At 35.7% G+C, this 20682-nt stretch carries 18 protein-coding genes; 12 read left to right on the plus strand and 6 right to left on the minus strand.

The window, feature by feature from the left end:
• Positions 1-32: 32 nt before the first annotated feature.
• The gene (gene cysI, locus KO527_RS17700; protein ID WP_216041608.1) at positions 33-1730 is read right to left on the minus strand and encodes an assimilatory sulfite reductase (NADPH) hemoprotein subunit; all 1698 of its coding nucleotides are present in this window, start codon (positions 1728-1730) and stop codon (positions 33-35) included.
• A gap of 78 nt (positions 1731-1808) precedes the next feature.
• Positions 1809-3611: an assimilatory sulfite reductase (NADPH) flavoprotein subunit gene (locus KO527_RS17705; protein WP_216041609.1), complete on the minus strand. Its 1803-nt coding sequence runs from the start codon at positions 3609-3611 to the stop codon at positions 1809-1811.
• Positions 3612-3943: 332 nt separating this feature from the next.
• Between KO527_RS17705 and KO527_RS17710 the strand changes: the two genes are divergently transcribed.
• The 3 genes from KO527_RS17710 to KO527_RS17720 are packed head-to-tail and all read left to right on the plus strand — an operon-like array spanning position 3944 to position 8022.
• On the plus strand, positions 3944-5644 hold the full coding sequence (locus KO527_RS17710) for an extracellular solute-binding protein (protein ID WP_216041610.1): 1701 nt from the start codon (positions 3944-3946) through the stop codon (positions 5642-5644).
• Positions 5641-6411, plus strand: coding sequence for a hypothetical protein (locus KO527_RS17715; protein ID WP_216041611.1), 771 nt, complete (start codon positions 5641-5643; stop codon positions 6409-6411). The genes KO527_RS17710 and KO527_RS17715 overlap by 4 nt, the downstream gene beginning before the upstream one ends.
• Before the next feature lie 3 nt (positions 6412-6414).
• A complete protein-coding gene (locus KO527_RS17720) occupies positions 6415-8022 on the plus strand; it encodes an ATP-binding protein (protein ID WP_216041612.1) in 1608 nt (535 codons plus the stop codon).
• 6 nt (positions 8023-8028) lie between these two features.
• On the opposite strand, the gene glpK is transcribed toward KO527_RS17720, so the two are convergent.
• The gene (glpK, locus tag KO527_RS17725) at positions 8029-9504 is read right to left on the minus strand and encodes a glycerol kinase GlpK (RefSeq protein WP_216041613.1); all 1476 of its coding nucleotides are present in this window, start codon (positions 9502-9504) and stop codon (positions 8029-8031) included.
• Between the two features lie 293 nt (positions 9505-9797).
• Between glpK and KO527_RS17730 the strand changes: the two genes are divergently transcribed.
• On the plus strand, positions 9798-11396 hold the full coding sequence (locus KO527_RS17730; RefSeq protein WP_216041667.1) for an endonuclease: 1599 nt from the start codon (positions 9798-9800) through the stop codon (positions 11394-11396).
• Positions 11397-11429: 33 nt separating this feature from the next.
• Here the strand turns inward: KO527_RS17730 and KO527_RS17735 are convergent, their stop codons facing one another.
• Positions 11430-11807, minus strand: coding sequence for a hypothetical protein (locus tag KO527_RS17735; RefSeq protein WP_216041614.1), 378 nt, complete (start codon positions 11805-11807; stop codon positions 11430-11432).
• A 184-nt stretch (positions 11808-11991) separates the two neighbouring features.
• Between KO527_RS17735 and KO527_RS17740 the strand changes: the two genes are divergently transcribed.
• Positions 11992-12639 (plus strand): endonuclease, encoded by a 648-nt coding sequence (locus KO527_RS17740; protein ID WP_216041668.1) that lies wholly within the window; start codon positions 11992-11994, stop codon positions 12637-12639.
• Here the strand turns inward: KO527_RS17740 and KO527_RS17745 are convergent.
• Positions 12634-13671: a sensor domain-containing diguanylate cyclase gene (locus tag KO527_RS17745; RefSeq protein ID WP_216041615.1), complete on the minus strand. Its 1038-nt coding sequence runs from the start codon at positions 13669-13671 to the stop codon at positions 12634-12636. The two genes, KO527_RS17740 and KO527_RS17745, sit on opposite strands and share 6 nt — an antisense overlap.
• Positions 13672-13845: 174 nt before the next feature.
• Between KO527_RS17745 and KO527_RS17750 the strand changes: the two genes are divergently transcribed.
• The 3 genes from KO527_RS17750 to KO527_RS17760 all read left to right on the plus strand — a co-directional run bounded on the left by KO527_RS17750 (position 13846) and on the right by KO527_RS17760 (position 15702).
• Positions 13846-14475 carry a chemotaxis protein gene (locus KO527_RS17750; protein ID WP_216041616.1) on the plus strand — a complete coding sequence of 210 codons (630 nt, stop codon included), beginning with the start codon at positions 13846-13848 and terminating at the stop codon, positions 14473-14475.
• A gap of 34 nt (positions 14476-14509) precedes the next feature.
• Positions 14510-15238 (plus strand): MBL fold metallo-hydrolase, encoded by a 729-nt coding sequence (locus KO527_RS17755; RefSeq protein ID WP_216041617.1) that lies wholly within the window; start codon positions 14510-14512, stop codon positions 15236-15238.
• Positions 15239-15366: 128 nt separating this feature from the next.
• The gene (locus KO527_RS17760; RefSeq protein WP_216041618.1) at positions 15367-15702 is read left to right on the plus strand and encodes a hypothetical protein; all 336 of its coding nucleotides are present in this window, start codon (positions 15367-15369) and stop codon (positions 15700-15702) included.
• Positions 15703-15708: 6 nt separating this feature from the next.
• Here KO527_RS17760 and KO527_RS17765 read toward each other — a convergent pair whose 3' ends face one another.
• Complete coding sequence (locus tag KO527_RS17765) at positions 15709-16299, minus strand: hypothetical protein (RefSeq protein WP_216041619.1); 591 nt, start codon at positions 16297-16299, stop codon at positions 15709-15711.
• A 117-nt stretch (positions 16300-16416) separates the two neighbouring features.
• Here KO527_RS17765 and KO527_RS17770 point away from each other — a divergent pair, with 117 nt between their 5' ends.
• The 4 genes from KO527_RS17770 (at position 16417) to KO527_RS17785 (ending at position 20660) form a co-directional block, all read left to right on the plus strand.
• On the plus strand, positions 16417-17211 hold the full coding sequence (locus KO527_RS17770) for a VOC family protein (protein WP_216041620.1): 795 nt from the start codon (positions 16417-16419) through the stop codon (positions 17209-17211).
• Positions 17212-17326: 115 nt separating this feature from the next.
• The gene (locus tag KO527_RS17775; protein WP_216041621.1) at positions 17327-17689 is read left to right on the plus strand and encodes a hypothetical protein; all 363 of its coding nucleotides are present in this window, start codon (positions 17327-17329) and stop codon (positions 17687-17689) included.
• 1 nt (position 17690) lies between these two features.
• Positions 17691-20027: a fatty acid cis/trans isomerase gene (locus KO527_RS17780; RefSeq protein ID WP_216041622.1), complete on the plus strand. Its 2337-nt coding sequence runs from the start codon at positions 17691-17693 to the stop codon at positions 20025-20027.
• A 138-nt stretch (positions 20028-20165) separates the two neighbouring features.
• Positions 20166-20660 carry a hypothetical protein gene (locus KO527_RS17785; protein WP_216041623.1) on the plus strand — a complete coding sequence of 165 codons (495 nt, stop codon included), beginning with the start codon at positions 20166-20168 and terminating at the stop codon, positions 20658-20660.
• Positions 20661-20682: the final 22 nt, after the last annotated feature.

A 20682-nucleotide genomic window follows, 5' to 3' on the forward strand; every position in this document is an offset into this window, starting at 1 on the left:
CACCAGCTTAATATCATTTTTAATCTTGATTTCTAACTGTGAAAGTCTGTTTTACTGACTTTAACTTCTTGCACTATGCCAACGCGGATCACAAAGTCACCAAAACACTCATCTTCATTGCGCTCTGTCGCCCAACGACCAATTAGTTTGTCTAACTCAGGTAAGAAAACATCTTCACTTACATTTTCTTTGTAAAGCTTAGGCACGCGAGTACCAATGCGGTTACCACCTAAGTGCATGTTATATTTACCAGGTCCTTTACCAACTAAACCGACTTCAGCCAACATTGCACGACCACAACCATTTGGACAGCCAATAACACGTAAAATGATGTTGTCATCAGCAATGCCATGCTTAGCAAGTAAACCTTCAACTTTTTCAACTAAGCTAGGTAAGTAACGCTCAGATTCAGCCATCGCTAATGGGCATGTTGGTAGTGCAACACATGCCATTGAGTTTTTCTGCTGATTTGAATGGCTATCGTCAATTAAGCCATGTTCACGTGCTAGCTTTTCAATTGCTTCTTTTTGCTCTGTTGGTACACCAGCAATAATTAAGTTTTGGTTTGCTGTCATGCGGAAATCACCTTGGTGAATTTTCGCAATTTCACGACAACCTGTTTTTAATGTTTTACCTGGGTAATCTAAAATACGACCACTTTGAATAAATAGCGCTAAATGGTGTTTACCATCTATACCTTCAACCCAACCGATGTTGTCACCACGAGATGTAAATTCGTATGGACGGCTTGCTTCAAATTTAACGCCTGCACGTTTTTCAACTTCTTCTCTAAATGCATCTACGCCAACGCGGTCTAAAGTGTATTTAGTTTTTGCATTTTTACGATTTGAGCGGTTACCCCAATCACGTTGAACTGTTACAACATGTTCAGCAATCGCAAGTGTATGTTCTACAGGAATAAAACCAAAGTCGTCTGCTTTACGAGGGTAAGTTGCAGTATCACCATGAGTCATAGCTAAACCACCACCCACTAATACATTAAAACCAACTAATTTACCGTTTTCGCTAATAGCTACAAAGTTTAAATCGTTTGCATGTACATCCACGTCATTATTCGGTGGGATCACAACCGTTGTTTTGAACTTACGAGGTAAATAGTTAGAGCCTAAAATTGGCTCTTCAGTTGTTTCTGACTTTTCACCATCTAACCAGATTTCAGCATAGGCACGAGTGCGTGGTAATAAATGTTCTGAGATTTTTGTTGCCCATTCATAAGCTTCTTGGTGTAACTCTGATTCAACTGGGTTAGTAGTACATAAGACGTTACGGTTAACATCGCCAGCAGTTGCAATAGAGTCAATACCAACACTATCTAACATTTGGTGCATGCCTTTAATGTTTGGCTTTAAAACACCATGAAACTGAAAAGTTTGACGTGTTGTTAAACGAATGCTGCCATAACTTGTTTTATCATCGGCAAATTTATCAATTGCTAACCATTGATCTGGTGTAATGATGCCGCCAGGCATACGAGCACGTAACATAACGTTATGTAGCGGCTCTAGTTTTTGTTTTGCACGTTCACCACGGATATCACGGTCATCTTGCTGATACATGCCATGGAAACGGATTAATTGGAAATTATCAGCTGTAAAGCCACCAGTGATTTCGTCTTGTAAATCAGCTTCTATTGTTCCACGTAAAAAATTACTTTCTCTTTTAAGGCGTTCGTTATCAGAAAGCTTTACGGTTTTATCTTGCTCGCTCATTTTGCTTTTTCCTAAATTCTTTTTAACTTCTTATAAAGTGACGGTTTATAAGCTCACGTGTTGTTAATACTTTCGTATTTAGTACACGTCTTTCTGATATCTATTTTGATTACGTAATTCTTTTAAGTATGCTTGTGCATCTTCTTCAGATTTACCACCAAACTCCTGGACTATGTCTAATAGCGCTTGATGAACATCTTTTGCCATGCGATTAGCATCGCCACATACATAAAAATGTGCGCCTTTTTCTAACCAGGCATAAACTTCTGCGCCACTTTTACGTAGTTTATCTTGTACATATACTTTTTCAGCTTGGTCACGGCTAAAGGCAACGTCTAACTTAGATAACACGCCAGACTTTAAGTAACCTTGAAGCTCTACTTGGTATAAAAAGTCTTGTGTAAAATGCGGATTACCAAAGAATAACCAGTTATCACCTTGTGCTTCGCTTGCTTCACGCTCTTGTAAAAACGCTCTAAAAGGTGCAATACCAGTACCTGGACCTACCATTAATACTGGTGTATTTGTATCAGCAGGTAAGCGGAAGTTATCGTTATGCTCTACAAATACTTTAACTGATGCGCCTTCTTCAGCACGTTTAGCTAAATAACCAGAACAACCACCTAAATGTTCGCTACCAAAAGCTTCAAATTCTACTAAGCCAATTGTTAAATGTACTTCTTCTTCCACTTCAGATTGTGAAGAGGCAATTGAATAAAGGCGCGCTTGTAATTTACGTAAACAATCAACTAATGCTTGTGCATCAAGTTTTGCAGGGTGTTGACGAATAATGTCGAAGATTTGGCGAGGTTCAATAAATTCACGCAAAGTTGCTTTATCTTCTGTAATTTTAGCTAACTCAGCATTATTAGTTGCAGCAGCAAATTTTTCGACAAATGCAGGGTAAGATTGTGTTAATTCAAGGTTTTCGATTAATGCTTGGCGAACACTTATTGTTTTATCGCCTAAAGTAATTTCAGTCGAAGCATCGATAGTTAATAAAGAAAGCGCTTCGTCTACTAAAGCTTCATCATTTAAGAAATAAACACCTAATGAATCACCTGCAGTATAAGTAAGGTCTGAACCTTCTAGCGAAATTTCAATATGGCGTACATCTTTTGTTGAATCACGACCTGTGATTTTTTGCACTACTGATAACTCAGCTGCAAATGGATTTTGCTTGTTATATTGACTTGTTACTGCAGCGGCACCAGGCATAGGAATAACTTGCGCAGAACCAGTTGATTGTGCTTTTAAATCAGGTTCAAAGGCATCTAATGCACCTGTTAACCATGTATTTGCTTCATCTTCGTAATCAACATCTAAATCGGCACGAGCAAAAACAGTCTCAGCGCCTAAATCAGTAAAGCGTTGATCGAAATCTTGCGCTGTCTTACAGAAAAATTCATAGCTAGAGTCACCTAGGCCTAATACTGCAACTTTAACACCCTCTAATTTAGGTGCTTTTTTAGAGTATAAAAACTCATGTAAGTTTTCAGCATCTTCAGGTGGTTCGCCTTCTCCGTATGTTGATACAACAACAGAGATAAACTTTTCTTTTTTCAAGTTGTTAGGTTTATAATCAGCCATATTAACTAACTTAACAGTTAAACCACGAGATTCTGCTTGTGTTTTAAGTTGGCTAGCAACATTTTTCGCGTTACCTGTTTGTGAGCCATATAAAATAGTTAAGCTTGCAGCTTCACCGGCTTGGGCTGCTGGAGCAACACCACCTAAAACGGCTGTATTGGCATTAGCAGCTAAATAACCACTTACCCAAGCTTGTTGAATTGGGTTTAGCTCTGCCACTAGGCCTTGTAATTTTTGCACTTGCTCTGCTGAGAGCGGGCTAGCTGCGCTAGATAATTGACCTAACAACATGAGTATTCCTCAATATTTAAAAAATGCTGTAAAAAGTTGCCATATACTTTTAATTGTATAACTGAGTTGTCAGTTTTCATCAAAGTTATATTTTTTTGCCCCTGTTGATATTTTTTTATCTACAAAGAGGGCTAATCTGAGAGTGAAGCATAACGATCAATCACCAGAACAAAAAAGAATAGAAAATACTTTGTTATTCTTTTTTGGAATTAAAAACGCATTTATTTAGAAAATAGATTGAAAATACCCTCATTATTTTTGATTTTCTAAAACTGCCAAAAATAAGATTTCTTCTATACTTAAATGTACTTTTTTACAAAATTGGCTTTTCGATGAATAAATACATGATGTTAATCATATTTTATTGCCTATTTTTAATGCCTGACTGCATGGCGCAAAATAATCCAATTAATGAAGCTGCAATTGAACGCTGGGCCACATTTTTTAGCCCCTCTGCGATAGATAAAAAGCAGAAAATAAAAGAGTTAAGGTGGTTTGCCGAAACAGCGAAGCAATACCAAGGGTTGCACATTAGGAGTGTAGCCGAAGAGATAAAAACACATCATTGGGAAAATGAGGTATTAAGCCGTGCCTTTGAAGAAATCACCGGTATTAAAGTTGAGCATAAAATTATAGGCGAAGGTCAAATCGTAAGAAAAATGATGGATCAGCTTATGACAGGACGATTGTTATTTGATATCTATGTAAATGATGCGGACTTAATTGGTACACATTTACGCTTAAAAAAAGTAGTTAATCTAACTCAGTATATGAAAAATGATGGAGATAAATATACGAATCCTGATTTAGATTTATCCGATTTTTTAAATTTAGAGTTTGGTCAAGATTATGATGGCAACCAATTACAATTGCCTGATCAACAATTTGCTAATTTATATTGGTTTCGATATGACTGGTTTTCCCGTAAAGACATTAAAGCCAAATTTAAAAAGCAGTTTGGTTATGACTTAGGCGTACCTCTTAATTGGGCTGCTTATGAGGATATCGCTCAGTTTTTTACTGGCATGACAATTGATGGTGTCAAAGTATATGGCCATTTAGATTATGGTAAAAAATCCCCCTCTTTAGGTTGGCGCTTTACCGATGCTTGGCTTTCTATTGCTGGAGTAGGTGATGTCGGTCTACCAAATGGATCTCCTGTGGATGAATGGGGGATCAGAGTTGAAAATCGTATTCCGGTAGGGTCAACGGTTTCTCGAGGTGGCGCATTAAATAGTCCTGCGGCGGTATATGCGCTTACTAAGTATATTGATTGGTTAAAAAAGTACGCACCACCAGAGGCGCTAAATTGGCGCTGGGTTGATGCTGGACCTAAAGCTGCTCAGGGCAATATTGCACAGCGTATTTTTCAATATGTTACTTGGTTATCGGAGGAGGAGTTTTATCGTCCAGGTTCACCATTAACAGATAAACAAGGGAAACCTAAATGGCGAGTTGCGCCGACACCTCATGGTAGGTATTGGCAGGAGGGGATGAAAGTCGGCTATCAAGATGCAGGTAGTTGGACAATACCAAAAAATGTGAAAGGTAAGCGTCGGCATATGGCTTGGTTATGGGCGCAATTTTGTGTATCAAAAACGGTATCGCTTAAAAAGTTCTTAGTAGGTGGTACACCCGTTAGGCAATCTACAATTAACTCAGATCATTTAACAAAGTATAAAGATAAATGGGGTGGTTTAATTGATTTCTATCGCTCAGATGTACGTTCAAGATGGACCGATACTGGCATTAATGTGCCTCATTATCCCGCATTATCAGCTGCTTGGTGGCCTACAATTGCTAAAGCGATTAGCGGTGAGTTAACGCCTAAACAAGCTATGGATTTAATGGCTCATGCGCAAGATGAAATGATGGCCAAAGTAAGGTTAAAAGTGTATTCCCCTAAATTATCCGAGCAAAAAGATGAGTCTTTTTGGTTATCACAGCCTGGCTCTCCTAAGCCTCACAGAGTAAGACCTGAGCCAAAGACGATTGATTATGAAACCTTATTAAAACAATGGCGTAATGAATGATGACTAAGATTAAATTTTTACTCTGTTTATTAATTACATTTATATCAATATCATGTTTTGCAAATAATCGTATTTCAATTTGCATAGATAATCGAGATTGGTATCCATTTTCATACCATGAAAAAGGTCAAGCAAAGGGCATATTTGTAGAGATTACAAAAGCAGCATTAAGGCATAGTAAAATGGAGGCTGATTTTTTAGTGATGCCTATGAAGCGTTGTATCAATGTTTTGGCGCGCCAGAGAAAAATAGATGCGGTGATAGGTTTACCCTTTGATTTAGCGCTTAATGATAAATTACATTACCCTGAAGATGCAATACAGGAAACATCTCGTTGGCGTTTAATGCAGGTTGATTTTAACCTAGTGACACCCAAAAATAGCCTTTATGATTTTTCAGGAAAATTAAACACCATTCCTCAACCTATACGTATTCCTAAAGCATATCTTAATATTATCAAAAAAATTCAAACGGCTAATATTCCGGTAGAAATATCACAACAAGATGAAAGCTCTTTTTATAAATTAATTCGTGATAATACAGGGAGTTTAATTACCTCTTCTATTATGGCTGTACGCCAAGATGAAAATGAAAAGTTCAAAGATAAGTTTATAGTACATCCTCATCCTATTGCGTCACTCTCATTCTTTTTAGCATTTTTTGAAACTCCTGCGACTACTCCTGAACTTCATAAAAAAGTGTGGATGAATGTTGAGTATTTGAGAAACGATTATGTTTTTATGCTGCAATTACTCTCTGAGTATTGATGCATGTCGTTGAAAAAAGTTGGTGTTACCTTAAGAAACTCTATTTCATTTACTTTAGCTAAAGTGGGGGTGTTGATAGCCTTTGTATTCGGCATAGTGATAAGTAGTTTTCAAATCTATTCTGACTATATAAAGCAAGGTGATTTACTTGCACAAACAGTTGAGCAAATTTTACAGGTTACAGAATCATCGGCAACCCAAGCTGTGTATGAATATGACGAAGCGCTAGCAAATAGGGTGATTAATGGCTTATTTGCTTATAAACCGATAATAGAAGTGATTATTACAGATGATTTTGGTGAAGTATTAGCGCAAAACTCAAGGAAAACTGAAATTGAAAAGCCTTGGTGGGTAGCCGAAGAATTGTTTGATGATAATCAAAAATTCAGTATTAATTTAAATACGCAAAATAGTATAGATAATAATAAGGCACACCTCATAGTGGTTGTTGATGTCTATTATGGCGCTCTGGCTTTTACATCGCGGTCTATGATGATATTACTTTCAGGTATTGTGCGTAATATTTTGTTAGCTATCGCATTGCTATTTGTATTTTATTATTTGATAAGCAAACCTTTAGTTAAATTGATTAACGACTTAACTAAAATCAATCCAGAATATCCACAAAGTGAGCTTGTTGTTTTATCTAAACATAAAGAGAGCGAGCTTGGTTTATTAAAAGAAAGCATTAATAGGCTATTAAAATCTGTAGTAGATCATTTTAATGAGGTTAATGGCTTAAATGATACGCTAGAATTAAAGGTATTAGAGCGTACCTCTGAGCTAGATTTAAAATCAAAAGAAGCCTTAAATTCTTTAGAAAAATTAAAAGATACAGAATTACAGTTAATTGAAGCCGAAAAAAATGCAGCTTTGGGTGGGTTAGTTGCTGGCATAGCACATGAAATTAATACACCGCTTGGCATAACGGTTACTGCATCTTCAAGTTTGCGAGAAGTGACAGATGATTTAAATGATAAGTTCTCAGCAGGCGCAATGACTCGCTCAGATCTTGAGTCTGCTATTTTGCATCTACAGGACTGTGCTCAAATTATATTAAAAAACTCAAATCGGGCTGCAGACTTAATTAGTAGCTTTAAGCAAATCGCAGTAGATCAAGCATCTTATGAGCGGCGAACATTTAAATTTAAGGCTTATATAGAAGAAATTATATTTACATTACAGCCGCAGATTAAAAAATCGAATATTTCAATTAAGGTTAAGTGTGATAATGAGTTTATGGTCGATAGCTATCCTGGAGCAATAGCACAAGTTATTTCTAATCTTGTTTTAAACGCTTTATTACATGCCTATAAAGATAAAAATGAAGGTTGCATTTTAATCTCTTTTTCAAAGATGGATGAGCGGATAGAGCTCAATTTTTATGATGATGGCAAGGGGATTTCGCCGGATCATATTAGTAAAATATTTAATCCTTTTTATACCACAAACCGAAATGCAGGTGGCAGCGGTTTAGGTTTGCATATTATCAGTAATATAGTTACTAACTCACTTCAGGGTAGGATCACCTGCCAAAGTGAGCTAGGAAAAGGTTGCTGTTTTAAATTAAACTTTATGGCTTCCCCAAAAATACAAGAGGAAGTTTCATAGTTATAATCAACTTATTACTTGTTTAACTGCTTTGTTCCAACCTTCAATTAATGCATCTCTATGGTCTTTTTCTATTTTAGGTGAAAATGCTGTATCAATTTTACAAATGTTATTTGGCAATGTATCTATTTGCCAGATATTAGCACCTAACCCTGCAAGTAAAATCGCACCTAATGCCGTTGATTCAATATTCACAGGACGAACAAGTTCGATATCTAATAAATCTGCTTGAAACTGCATTAAAAAATTATTTTCACAGGCGCCACCATCAACGTGCATAGATGTAATTTTTGTATTAGATTCGGACTGCATTAGTTTTAATACATCAACAGTTTGGTATGCGATAGATTCTAAGGTTGCTCTAATAATTTCATTTTTACCCGCGCCCCTTGTTAGACCAACTATTGCACCTTTGGCTGCCATATCCCAGTGTGGCGCGCCTAATCCTGTAAATGCAGGCACAAAATATACGCCTTGTGTATCTTTAATGCTTTGTGCAATTGTTTCTGTCTCAGAGGCTTTGGTGATCAATTGAAGTTGATCTCTAAGCCATTGCACAGCAGCACCTGCGATAAATACTGAGCCTTCAAGCGCATAAGAAGGCTGGCCCTTTTCATCACAAGCAATTGTTGTTAATAATCCATTTTTACTTAAATTCTTAGTGTTGCCAGTATGCATTAACATGAAGCAACCAGTACCGTAAGTATTTTTAACTTGACCAGACTTGATACAACCTTGACCAAATAATGCAGCTTGTTGATCGCCTGCAACACCAGTAATAGGAATTTCGTTACCATTAAACAGTTGTTGGTCGGTTTTGCCAAAATAACTCGCTGAGTTTTGAATGTTAGGTAAGATAGATTTTGGTAAATCAAAATAGCTTAATAGCTCATGATCCCACTCTTTTGAATTGATGTTATATAACATAGTGCGGGAAGCATTTGTATGATCGGTGACGTGGTTTTCACCTCCTGTGAGTTGCCATATTAACCATGAATCTATGGTACCAAAAGCTAAGTTACCTTGCTCTGCTAGGGCTTTTATTTCGGGATGCTGATTGAATATCCATTTTATTTTGGTTGCGGAAAAATAAGCATCAATTACTAATCCTGTTTTTTCTTGGATCCAGACTGACTTACCATCCTGTTTTATTTTTTCACAGATATCAGCAGAGCGTCTGCACTGCCATACAATGGCGTTGTGTACAGGCTTGCCAGTTGTTTTATCCCATAAAACGCTGGTTTCTCTTTGATTGGTTATGCCAATTGATTTGATATCTGGATGGGTTAAGTTGGCACTTTCTAAGGCTTGTTTGATACCTAATAAGGTAGATAGCCAAATTTCATAAGCATCGTGTTCGACCCAAGATGCTTTGGGATAAATTTGAGTAAACTCGTTATAGGCTTTGCCTTTTAGCTCTCCACTTTGATCATAAATAACTATGGTGGTGCCAGTAGTGCCCTGATCGATTGCAAGTATCATGATAAAAATTAATTGTTTGGTTATTTATTTTATATAGATTAGTCGTCTTTGCCTTTATTGTCGTGAAAAAACATATAAATCAGATGGTTAATTTATTCGTATATTTTTGCTTTGGTTACAATATTATTTTTTGTACCTGAATCTTTACAAAATGCCATGAGTAATAACTCTAATTTTTGCTGTTATCGTTTTTGTAATATAAAATTAACATTTGGATTTAATAATAGTCCAATAAATAGCTAATTGCGTATTATCAAATAATTGGAGTTGTAGTGAAATATAAAAATAAATTAATGCTAAGCCTACTTTTAGTAGCTAATACTGGTGCTTATGCCGAAGTGGAAAACGGCGGTTTTGAAACTTGGTCAAATAGCGCTCCATCAGGATGGACTACGATAGATACAGGCATAGCTGTAAATGAAAATAAAGATATCGTTAAGCTAGGTGCGAGCTCTGCAGCTATTACTGTAAATACTAACTCGCAAAGCTCAACCGATTTACAGCAATTGGTTGCTGTTATATCGGGGCAAACTTATGCGTTTTCAACTTGGATTTATCATACTGAAGGTAACGTAAAAGCGAGACTTTATGTTGATGGTTATCAAGGGTATTCGAATGAGAATTTAATCAATCAATGGCAGAAGGTTGATTTTAATTATACGGCTAGTACAAGTAAAAATATTGCTGTAGGTTTACGTTTTTATGATACTGCTGGTTTTGATGGTTCAGAGATAGTGTATATTGATGACTTTCAACCTTCAGTTAATGAAACACCAGATCCAAATGCATGTGCGAATACTGAAGTTCAGTTTAGCTTAACAACTGACAACTATGGTTATGAAACAAACTGGAGCATCAAAGATAGTAATTCAGTTGAAATTGTCCATGGCAGTAACTTATCAAATAATACGAGTTATGAAGAAAACTTATGCTTAGTTGATGGAGAATATAGTTTTACCATTAATGATACATATGGCGACGGTATTTGTTGTACATACGGTAATGGTTCATATGATATATCAATCTCAGGCAAGTCGCTTATTTCAGGTGGCACTTTTACCAATAGTGAAACTAAAACTTTTGTTATAGGAAATGATAGTGGAGGTGGTTCAGGTGGTGAGCCTAGTGCTTACTATGAAGCAGCGATAGGTAAATCAGGTTATGTTTTGAAGGCTGCCTTACATAATATAATTAAAGCACATACTGTGAAAGGTTACTCTGCTTTATGGACGTTTTATGAATCACATTCATTAGATAATTATTATGAAAAAGATGGCTCTATATTAGATATATACTCTGAGAATCCATCAGGCTCTGAGAGTTATGTTTATACAAAAGTAACAAATCAATGTGGAAACTATTCAGCTGAAGGTGGCTGTTATAACCGAGAACATTCGTTTCCTAAGAGTTGGTTTGGTGGAAAAATAGAACCTATGAATTCTGATGTGCATCATATTTTTGCAACCGATGGTTTTGTGAATTCAAAAAGAAGTGGTTATCCATATGGTGAAGTAGCGACGGCTAGTTTTACATCAACAAACAATAGTAAATTAGGCACAGCAACCACGACACTAGGATATTCAGGTACTGTATTTGAACCTATTGATGAATTTAAAGGGGATTTAGCAAGAGCACATTTATATATGGCTGTTAGGTATGAAGATGTGATTTCTACTTGGACTAATAATAGTGTTTATGGTGCAGCTATATTAGATGGCTCAAGTGAGCAGGTATTTAAGCCGTGGGTGATTACTATGTTACTTCGATGGCACAAAAATGATCCTGTAAGCCAAAAAGAAATAGATAGAAATGAAGCCGGATTTACCCACCAAGGAAACAGAAATCCATTCATAGATCACCCTGAGTTTGTAGATCAAATTTGGAGTAATTAACCCTATTAACAAAAGCCTCTGCCTAGCAGAGGTTTACTCTACAGGGTAAATCGTAATTTCCATACCTGCATCAATTGCTGAGATTCTTAACAAAGTATCCGATTTGATTGCTTGGTTAAAACACTTTGGTTTTGTACCAGAGTTAAATCCAATATCAAAAGTACGTTTTGAACATGTTAACCATTGTTTAAGTGCGTTTCGTGAGCATGACTCTAGTTGCTCACATAAGTGGTTGATAGCTTGATCTGGTGTTTTAATGTCAGTATCAGCTTCTATACGTGCAGACTGTCGGTAATCATCTTTATCATAATTTAATACAATTGCTTTTTTAGCTAATTCGCCAACTAATACGCTGATATCATTTTTTGATTCGAGTTCTAAATCAACGTTTAAGAATTGAATTTCAGACATTTTTCTTTTTCCTGTGCTTTAGCGATTTACAGAGGTGGTTATACCAAGAGGCTTAGGTATTTAAAGCCTTACTTTACCTTAGTTATCGTTATGGCTCTAGTTAATCTCTTATTTTTAGTTATGTTTTAAAGATGATATTATTGGTTTGTTGTAATTATATAATTTTGATTAAGTTGATATTTTGATAAAACCCTTTTTGTTATTACTTTTACTCTGTGTATTTATTGCTCCATTTTGTACTTCCTCAAAAGAATTCACTTCCTTTAGTCAAGCTAAGCGTTATCTAAAAAAGCATATTAAAGCAGAAGCAAAAACTTTGTATTGTGGTTGTGACATTGCCAAACAAGGTAAAAAATTGATACCAGAAACTGAAGCCTGTGGTTATGAGCCTAGAAATGAATTCACCAAAAAAGGCAAAGTTAATCAAAGAGCAAAAAGAATTGAGTGGGAGCATATTGTGTCAGCATGGGAGTTTGGTCATCAATTACAATGCTGGCAGCAAGGTGGTAGAAAAAACTGTAGAAAAACCAGCGCTCGATTTAGAAAAATGGAAGCTGACATACACAATTTAGCGCCTGCAATTGGAGAGATAAATGCCGATAGGTCTAATTTTAGATTTGGTGTTTTACCCCAAACAGAAACTAAGTATGGTGCTTGTGATGTTAAAATTGATTTTAAACAAAGAGTCATTCAACCACCAAAAAGTGCAAAAAAACACATTGCTGATACTTATTTTTATATGCAGAAGACTTATGGGCTAAAAATATCAAATAAACAACAAAAGCTATTTAATGTTTGGGCTGGTCAAGCAAAGCCAAAAAACTTTTTATAGTGATTCAGAGTATTGGCTAAACTGTGATTGATGTTTCTTTGAATCATACATGGCTTTATCGGCCATATTAATGAGCTTAGATAGCGTTAATTGATAGTTCTCAGCGTTGGACGCAATGCCGATACTGACGCCAAAACCTAGCTCTAAAATTGCTTTATTTATTTTATTTTTCATTGTTTTTTGAATGCGCTTTGCAATAAGTTCTGATTCTTCTAAATTTTCTATCAACATCAAAATAATAAATTCATCACCACCAAATCGTACTGCAATATCTGAAGGTCGAATTGAACTTTGAATTTCCTCTGCCACTTGCTTCAATAAAATATCACCTTGTTTATGGCCTAAGTTATCATTTACACGTTTAAATTTATTTAAGTCTAAAAATAATAGAGCGAGCGGTTGTTGCTTTCTTTTGCTAATTGAAAGCAGTGCTTCCCCTGCATGATTTAGGTAGTTTCTATTATATAAACCTGTTAACTCATCATGGGTTGCAGCATAAGTGACCTTAGCCTCTAATTCTTGCTTTTCAATGGCAACAGAAACCACTAAAGCGGCAATATCTAAAATTTCACGCTCTTCGGGTAATGGGGTAGTAGGCGTTTGATGATAGATAGCAAATGTGCCTAAGACTTTCTTTTTGGAGCATAAAATAGGAATGGACCAACAAGCATGTAAATTTGCTTTTTGTGTGAGCGCTAAATAGTTTTGCCAGTTAGGGTGTGTATTTATATTAGAGGCTATGACAGGTTCTTTTAAAAAAGCAGCGGCACCACAACTGCCAATGTTAGGTCCTATTTCAATCCCATTTATTGCTTGATTATAAAAATCGGGCAAATTGTTTTTAGCAGCGCTGTGTAGTGTATTTGTTTTAGGATCTAAATGTAAGATGGAAGAAAATGAGTTTGGGATGCACTCTTCAACTGTTTCAACAACTTGAAGCATAAAAGTATCAATTTCAATTCCCAGAGCTAAATCTCGCAATAGCGTATTAAATTTTCTGTGGGCTTCGAGTAAATGCTGAAAATCTATCATATGAACCTTAGTGTTAACCTACAGTTAAATAGTATACTTTTAAACCGAAAAAATATAGTTAAAGGTGAGTTTTGAGTACGCAATATCCATCAATCTAAAAAATATTTAAAAAATTTCGGCAAAATCTTAAATTGTTTCTATGCTTTAGCTATGTTCTAAATAAAAAAGCTAAATATGACTGTACATGTTGAAAACAATCAAGAAATAGGATGTTTCATTATTGTGGCAACCGTGGTTGCGCAGTTAGATATCATTCTGGTCGAAGCCAAAAATTTATCTTTAGCTGCAAAAAATGCACGTGTAGTTGCCATTCGAGCGGGAGAGGCGGCTTTAGGTTTTAAATCCATCACAAATTTTATTGATGAGTTTTCGACTAAAACCATACAAACAACCCAAGAAATTAATCAGCATTCAAACTTGTTATTTAAACTTGCTTTAGAGCAATTAAGAGCTTCTCAATTTGAGCACCATATTAATCGTGCTTACTCATTAAATGATAAAAACCATGTTGAAATTAAAAGAATTAAAAATGAATCAACGCAAATTTTTAGGGAGAGTTTAACGCGCTTTAATAGTGAAATGCAGGCGCTAACGTTGCAGTTTGAAGAAATAAGACAGCAAATGCGCGCCGCTGAGTATATCGCGGTTACCTCTAGGGTGGAGGCTTCTCAAGCAGGTGAATATTGCGATAGCTTAGAGTCAGTATCAGATTATATCGCTTCGGCTGCACTAAGAATAAAATCAGCCATTTCGATTAATTTGAGCACCTTATCTCAATTAAAACGTATAAAAGTGAGCGGATAACGAACATTAACTTAGATTAATAATGGAATAAAAAATGAAATCAAGTGTAATTTATGAAGGAAAGCATCATAAGTGGGTTGTGTTTGGTAGAGATGAATCAAAGCCAGAAAAAATAATAGATACCAATCAATATTTAATTTGTACAGATACTGAATCTATGTTGCTGGATCCTGGCGGTATAGAGCTTTTTTCTCCTATGTTGACCGGGATATTAGGTTATACAGAGCTAAGTAAACTAACAACTTTATTTGCCTCGCATCAAGACCCCGACATTATTTCCTCTTTAGGTTTATGGGATAAAACAATTCCTAAAGCCAAACTATATGCTCCTTGGTTATGGGAAGGGTTTATTCGTCATTTTGGCATGGAAAATATTGAATTTATGGCGGTGAAAGATGAGGGGGGAGAAATAAAATTAGGCAGTAATAACTTTAGATTGATCCCCGCGCATTATTTGCATTCATCGGGTAATTTTAATGTTTATGACCCTGAGGCTAAAATATTGATGAGTGGTGACTTAGGCGCTTCGCTTGAAAAAGGTGATGTGCCTATGTTTGTTGAAGATTTTGGCGAGCATGTTGCGCATATGGAATACTTTCACCGCCGTTGGATGCCTTCAAATCGGGCTAAAATGAATTGGATAGCAAGGGTTAAAGAGCTCGATATAAAAATGATGGCGCCACAGCATGGTCGAATATTTAAAGATGACGCAGTGCAGGAGTTTTTAGCTTGGTTTGAAAAGCTAGATGTAGGCTGTGCTTAATTTTATAGATTGTTAAATTTCATTACTTTTAAGTATCAAGGCCTATTTTATAGGTCTTTTTTATTTGTTGAATTAAAACAGTAAATAAAGGATGCTATGTTTTAGGAGCATTTTTAGGATTATCTGACATGAGAATAATAAAATTGAGTTTATTATCTATGTTATCTATTGGAACATTAGTTCAAGCGGATGTATTACATGATTTTGATCATGGTGTAAATTATGAGCAAGTGAAATTATCAGAAAATAAATATCAATTAGAAATTCGCTCAGACTCTTATCATCATTTTAATCAGCAAAGTACTTTTCTATTGCGCCATAGTGCTAGATTATGCCATCGTAAAAGTTATACATTGAAAGTTTTATCAGGAGTGCAGAAATTTGATTCGATGCCTACAACTCCTCGCGCTCTGCAACAGAATCTAAAAGTAATAGTTTCATGTGAACACAGCGATAATAAATAAAAAGGATTAGTCTTTGTAGCCCCAAGGTGCAGCTGGTGGTGTGATTGCTTTTGATAAATCGAAATCTACTCTAAAGTCTCTTCCTTCTCGTGTTAAGCGATAAGTAAATTTCTCTGGGTAGATATACATATGCCATGTATTCGCCGTAGATTGTGGAATACCTGATTTTATAAATAACTCTTTAGAGTATTGGTCAGCTGGAAATGACTGAGCCTGTGCCCAACCGCCATCTACAGTATGGCCACCGTACATAGTTGAAGTATCATTTGAACCATCTTCATGACGATGATCATGTTTTAAAGATAGGCCCGAACCTGTTTTAGTTATGATCCAAGTACGAGATGCATCTTTACCAACGTGAAAAGGAACTTGTAGTTCAGTATCAGTACAGCGGCGTACATGCATGATTAAATCATTATTACTGAAGCTATCGTCACTACTGCCGCCAGCAGTTACTTTTCCTAAAAATGCCTTACCACAATGTTTTGATATTGCGTTAAAAAACTGATCATGTGTATCAATAGATACTAATGGTGCAGGGCTTGATAAAGCAGAAGTTGAACTTAGCAATAAAGATGTAAAGATGATTTTTTTCATTTTTGGCTCATAAATTAACGATCAATGCAGGCTAGCTTATAGATAAAAATAATTGGCGAAAAGTGTTTTTATCTATTAATTTAAATAAAGAAAAAATAATAAAAAGGAAAAGTAATAATGGCAAAATTTGATACTCATTTACCAGGTACTTTTTGTTGGCCGGAGCTCAGTACTACAAATTGGCAGCAAGGAAAGGCTTTTTATACTCAGTTATTTAATTGGGGATTTGATGACCAGCCTATAGGTGAGGGTGTTTTTTATACCATGCTACAGCAAGATGGCTTAGATATTGGGGCTATGTATCAAATGGAGGCGGCACAGCAAGAGTCGGGTATGCCGAGCCATTGGTTAAATTACATTGCAGTAGATGATGTCGACCTCATGACTGAAAAAGCAAAAAAGCTCAATGCTGAAATTATTTGCGGGCCTATGAATGTAGGTGATGCAGGCAAGATGAGTTTAATGGTTGAACCAGGCGGTGCTATGTTTGCGCTTTGGCAAGGTGCGGAACACCCTGGGGCACGTAAACTTAAAGAACCTGGTACTATGGTTTGGAATGAATTAGCGACAAGAAACGCGAATAAAAGTAAGGCCTTTTATTGCGACTTATTTGACTGGCAGGTTAAAGATCAAGATATGCAAGGAATGGCTTATTCTTTATTTTTCATTAGAGATCAAGAAGAGCCTGTTGCTGGTATGATGACAATGACTGATGAGTGGCCTGAAGATATCCCAGCTCATTGGATGATATATTTTGCTGTCACTGATTGCGATGCATATATAGAAAAAGCTAAAAACCTAGGTGCTAATATTTGTGTTGAAGCAACAGATGTCCCTGGAGTGGGTCGCTTTAGTGTTATTACCGATCCACAAGGCGCAGTATTTTCTATAATACAGAGCGAAACCCCATAATTTTTCAAAATAAATTCTAAAGGTACTCAATTGAGTGCCTTTTTTATTATGAAGTGGCACAATCTGGTATGATCCAATTATTATTTTTAAAGATATTTCTGATTAGGAATTAATTATGGATTTAGCGCTAGGAACCAACCTCACATTACCTTTATTTTTGCTTGATGAAACATTACAGAATAGAGATCCAGAACAGCCTGATTTCTCAATTGATATTATATTAGATGAAGATCTAGTATCTCATATGTGCCAAGCGCCAGAAGCCGATAGCAGTATTGCTATTTATATTAATCAATATCAATTAATTGATATGTCAGCTGAATTTAAACTACTTGGAGATGATCATGTGGCACAAATGCAAGTGACTCAAGGGCCGAGTATTGCTGCGATTGTTATTTTCCCTGATGGTAAAACATTTGTATCTCCGCAAATGGACTTTTTACCTACCTTTGATATGGATGTAGAGGGCGAGGAATAAAGTGAAAAACAAGCTCGTTTTATTATTTATAATCACGCTTTTAAGTGGTTGTGCCGTATATGGTATACATCAATATGACACCTTATTTGGTAAAGCGAGTATTCAAGAACGAAGGGTTGATCCTGACTCAGTTGAAGGTAGATATTTTTCGCAGTCCGTTCAACCGATATTAGAGTCAAAATGTGTGGTTTGCCACGGATGTTATGATGCGCCATGTCAATTAAAGCTGTCATCAGCACAAGGGATAGAGCGCGGTATTTCAAATCAGCTAGTTTATGATGGTGCTCGCTTATTAGCTGAAAAACCAAACCGATTATTTATAGATGGTCAAAATACGCAAGACTGGAGAGTACGAGGTTTTTCACCCGTGCTTAATGAGCGTATGCAAACCGAAGAAGCAAATTTAGCAGGCAGTGTTTTATATAATTCCTTATTGCTAAAACAAAGCTTTCCTTTACCAAGTAATCATATTTTACCTAAAGAATTTGATTTTTCGTTAGAGCGCGCTCAAACATGCGCACCTATAGAGCAATTTCATCAAGTACAAAATAATAAACCATTATCTGGCATGCCATATGGTTTACCTGCTATTAACCATACAGAGTTTAAAGCTATTGAGCATTGGTTGAAAACGGGCAGTAAAATGCCGAAGCCTGATAAGCTAAATATAGATTTACAACAAGAAGTTGATAAATGGGAGTCATTTTTAAATCAAGATTCTTTAAAGCATCAATTAGCCTCAAGATATATTTATGAACATTGGTTTTTAGCACATATCTATTTTCCTAAAGTAGACGATACAATATTTTTTAAATTGGTACGTTCAAAAACCCCCCCTGGACAAGAAATTGAGCAAATTTCTACAAGAAGACCTTTTGAAGACCCAAAAGTAGACAGGGTGTATTATCGTTTATGGCAAGACCCCGCAACAGTTTTAGCAAAAACACATTTACCTTTAGCATTAAATGATAAAAAGATAACTCGGCTTTTTGAACAATTTATTACCGCTGATTATAAAATATCTCAATTGCCAAGTTATGATATTGAATCGGCATCAAATCCTTTTAAAACTTTTGCAGCAATACCCGTTAAAAGTAAATATCAATTTATGTTAGATGAAGCACAATTGATTATTATGGGTTTTATTAAAGGTCCAGTTTGTCGAGGGCAAGTAGCACTCAATGTTATAAACGATCATTTTTGGGTGATGTTTGTAGATCCTACGCTTAATAGTTCTTTAGATGCAAACCAGTTTTTAGCAGAGCAAACTCATGATTTAGCGCTACCAGCGCAAGAACAAAGCAATACATTGCCCATTTTTAGTTGGCTGAAATACTCAAAGTCACAAGATAATTATTTAGCAGCAAAAGCAAAGTTAGCAAATAAAATATTTAAGCAAGGAGAGCATTTAAATACAGACTTACTTTGGCATGGTGAAGGCACTAATGATAATGCAGCTTTAACGATATTCCGTCATTTTGATAGTGCTACTGTATTAAAGGGTTTTGTAGGTCAAGCACCAAAAACAGCTTGGGTAATAGATTATGCACTATTTGAGCGCATTCATTACCTACTAGTGGCAGGTTATGACGTTTATGGCAATGTAGGTCATCAGTTATTAACGCGTTTATATATGGATTTTTTACGTATGGAAGGCGAAGGCAGTTTTTTAGCGCTTTTACCAAGTGAAAGTAGACAAGATATAAAATCACATTGGTATCGTGATGCAACACCAAGTTTAATTAATTTTTTGCAAAGAAATAAACAAGGGTTTGAGCAAGAAACCGGTATTGAGTATCTTACTGACGATCCACAAAAAGAGCTTTATCAAAAAATACAAAAAACATTAAAACCTGTATTAAATACGCAATATAAAATGGATCAGCAGCAAGACTCGATGGGGTTATTGCAGCTTGTAAATATGCCCGCTCAGGCAATAAATTTATTACCGCAAGTCTCGTTTATTATGGTTGAAGGTGATAATACATATCGAGGTTATACGGCATTGCATCATAATGCGCATTTTAATATCACTAGTTTATTAAATGAAAAAGGTCAAAGAGCCTATAAAGAAGATACGCTAAGTCTACTACCTGGGTTTGTGGGAGATTATCCTAGTGCGATTTGGTATTTGAAAAAGCATCAACTAGCGGATTTCATAACGCAGTTACAGGCTATGAAAAGCGAAAACGATTATTTTGCTCTTAAATCGACATATGGCATTAGGCGAACACATGTCGATTTTTGGTATTACAGTGATTTATTACATAAGATCGCAAAGCAATACAAAGGTATTGAATTTGGACTTTTTGATTATAATCGACTCGAAAATAGGTAAGTATTAATTTACAAAGTGTAGTAAATTTGAAACACTAGTTTATTATATTTTTGTAAATAATTTGCTAACACTTGATCTTTAGGTACATAATTTGGCAAAATTAGAACTGCAATTGTGTATTATAAAATGAGAATTAAAATGAAATACTTTCTAATTGTACTGTTGTTGATTTCTGGTTTTGCATCTGCTGAAAAACAAGTAAGTAAATGCATTAGCTCTTCAGGTGAAATGCGTTATACAACAAGAGGATGTAGTTCTGGTGAGCGTGAAATAGCGATCAAAAAAGATCAATCACTGATGCAATTTGCTCAAAAGGCAAAATCACAACGGGCTAAAAAATCAGAAGATTTTTATAATTCAGATTTATCTTATTATTTAAAAGAAAACTTTGCTAATACTGATTGGTCTGAAAATGTTGAGCGTAGCTTTTTAGAAGATAAAGAAGCAGTTGTGATTGTTGATAGCTTCAGGCTGCATAAATTAGAAGAGATTTGCAGTGCTACTATGGGTTGGATTGAAAAATACCCACACCCAAGATTTGAATTAGACTCTATGCGGTTTGAATTTAATACTGGTGAAAGCTTCAAGTCACGTTACGTGATAGTGAATGAGTGTGACTTTGAGTTAAGGTAGCTTAACGCGTTTAATTTTTCCA

The organism is Pseudoalteromonas sp. C2R02 (genome assembly GCF_018860845.1).
GTDB lineage: Bacteria > Pseudomonadota > Gammaproteobacteria > Enterobacterales > Alteromonadaceae > Pseudoalteromonas.

Bases quoted from the DNA above. Each gene is read 5' to 3' on its own strand.
- cysI (WP_216041608.1), bottom strand. From the start codon at position 1,730: ATGAGCGAGCAAGATAAAACCGTAAAGCTTTCTGATAACGAACGCCTT.
- KO527_RS17705 (WP_216041609.1), bottom strand. From the start codon at position 3,611: ATGTTGTTAGGTCAATTATCTAGCGCAGCTAGCCCGCTCTCAGCAGAG.
- KO527_RS17710 (WP_216041610.1), top strand. From the start codon at position 3,944: ATGAATAAATACATGATGTTAATCATATTTTATTGCCTATTTTTAATG.
- KO527_RS17715 (WP_216041611.1), top strand. From the start codon at position 5,641: ATGATGACTAAGATTAAATTTTTACTCTGTTTATTAATTACATTTATA.
- KO527_RS17720 (WP_216041612.1), top strand. From the start codon at position 6,415: ATGTCGTTGAAAAAAGTTGGTGTTACCTTAAGAAACTCTATTTCATTT.
- glpK (WP_216041613.1), bottom strand. From the start codon at position 9,504: ATGATACTTGCAATCGATCAGGGCACTACTGGCACCACCATAGTTATT.
- KO527_RS17730 (WP_216041667.1), top strand. From the start codon at position 9,798: ATGCTAAGCCTACTTTTAGTAGCTAATACTGGTGCTTATGCCGAAGTG.
- KO527_RS17735 (WP_216041614.1), bottom strand. From the start codon at position 11,807: ATGTCTGAAATTCAATTCTTAAACGTTGATTTAGAACTCGAATCAAAA.
- KO527_RS17745 (WP_216041615.1), bottom strand. From the start codon at position 13,671: ATGATAGATTTTCAGCATTTACTCGAAGCCCACAGAAAATTTAATACG.
- KO527_RS17750 (WP_216041616.1), top strand. From the start codon at position 13,846: ATGACTGTACATGTTGAAAACAATCAAGAAATAGGATGTTTCATTATT.
- KO527_RS17755 (WP_216041617.1), top strand. From the start codon at position 14,510: ATGAAATCAAGTGTAATTTATGAAGGAAAGCATCATAAGTGGGTTGTG.
- KO527_RS17760 (WP_216041618.1), top strand. From the start codon at position 15,367: ATGAGAATAATAAAATTGAGTTTATTATCTATGTTATCTATTGGAACA.
- KO527_RS17765 (WP_216041619.1), bottom strand. From the start codon at position 16,299: ATGAAAAAAATCATCTTTACATCTTTATTGCTAAGTTCAACTTCTGCT.
- KO527_RS17770 (WP_216041620.1), top strand. From the start codon at position 16,417: ATGGCAAAATTTGATACTCATTTACCAGGTACTTTTTGTTGGCCGGAG.
- KO527_RS17775 (WP_216041621.1), top strand. From the start codon at position 17,327: ATGGATTTAGCGCTAGGAACCAACCTCACATTACCTTTATTTTTGCTT.
- KO527_RS17785 (WP_216041623.1), top strand. From the start codon at position 20,166: ATGAAATACTTTCTAATTGTACTGTTGTTGATTTCTGGTTTTGCATCT.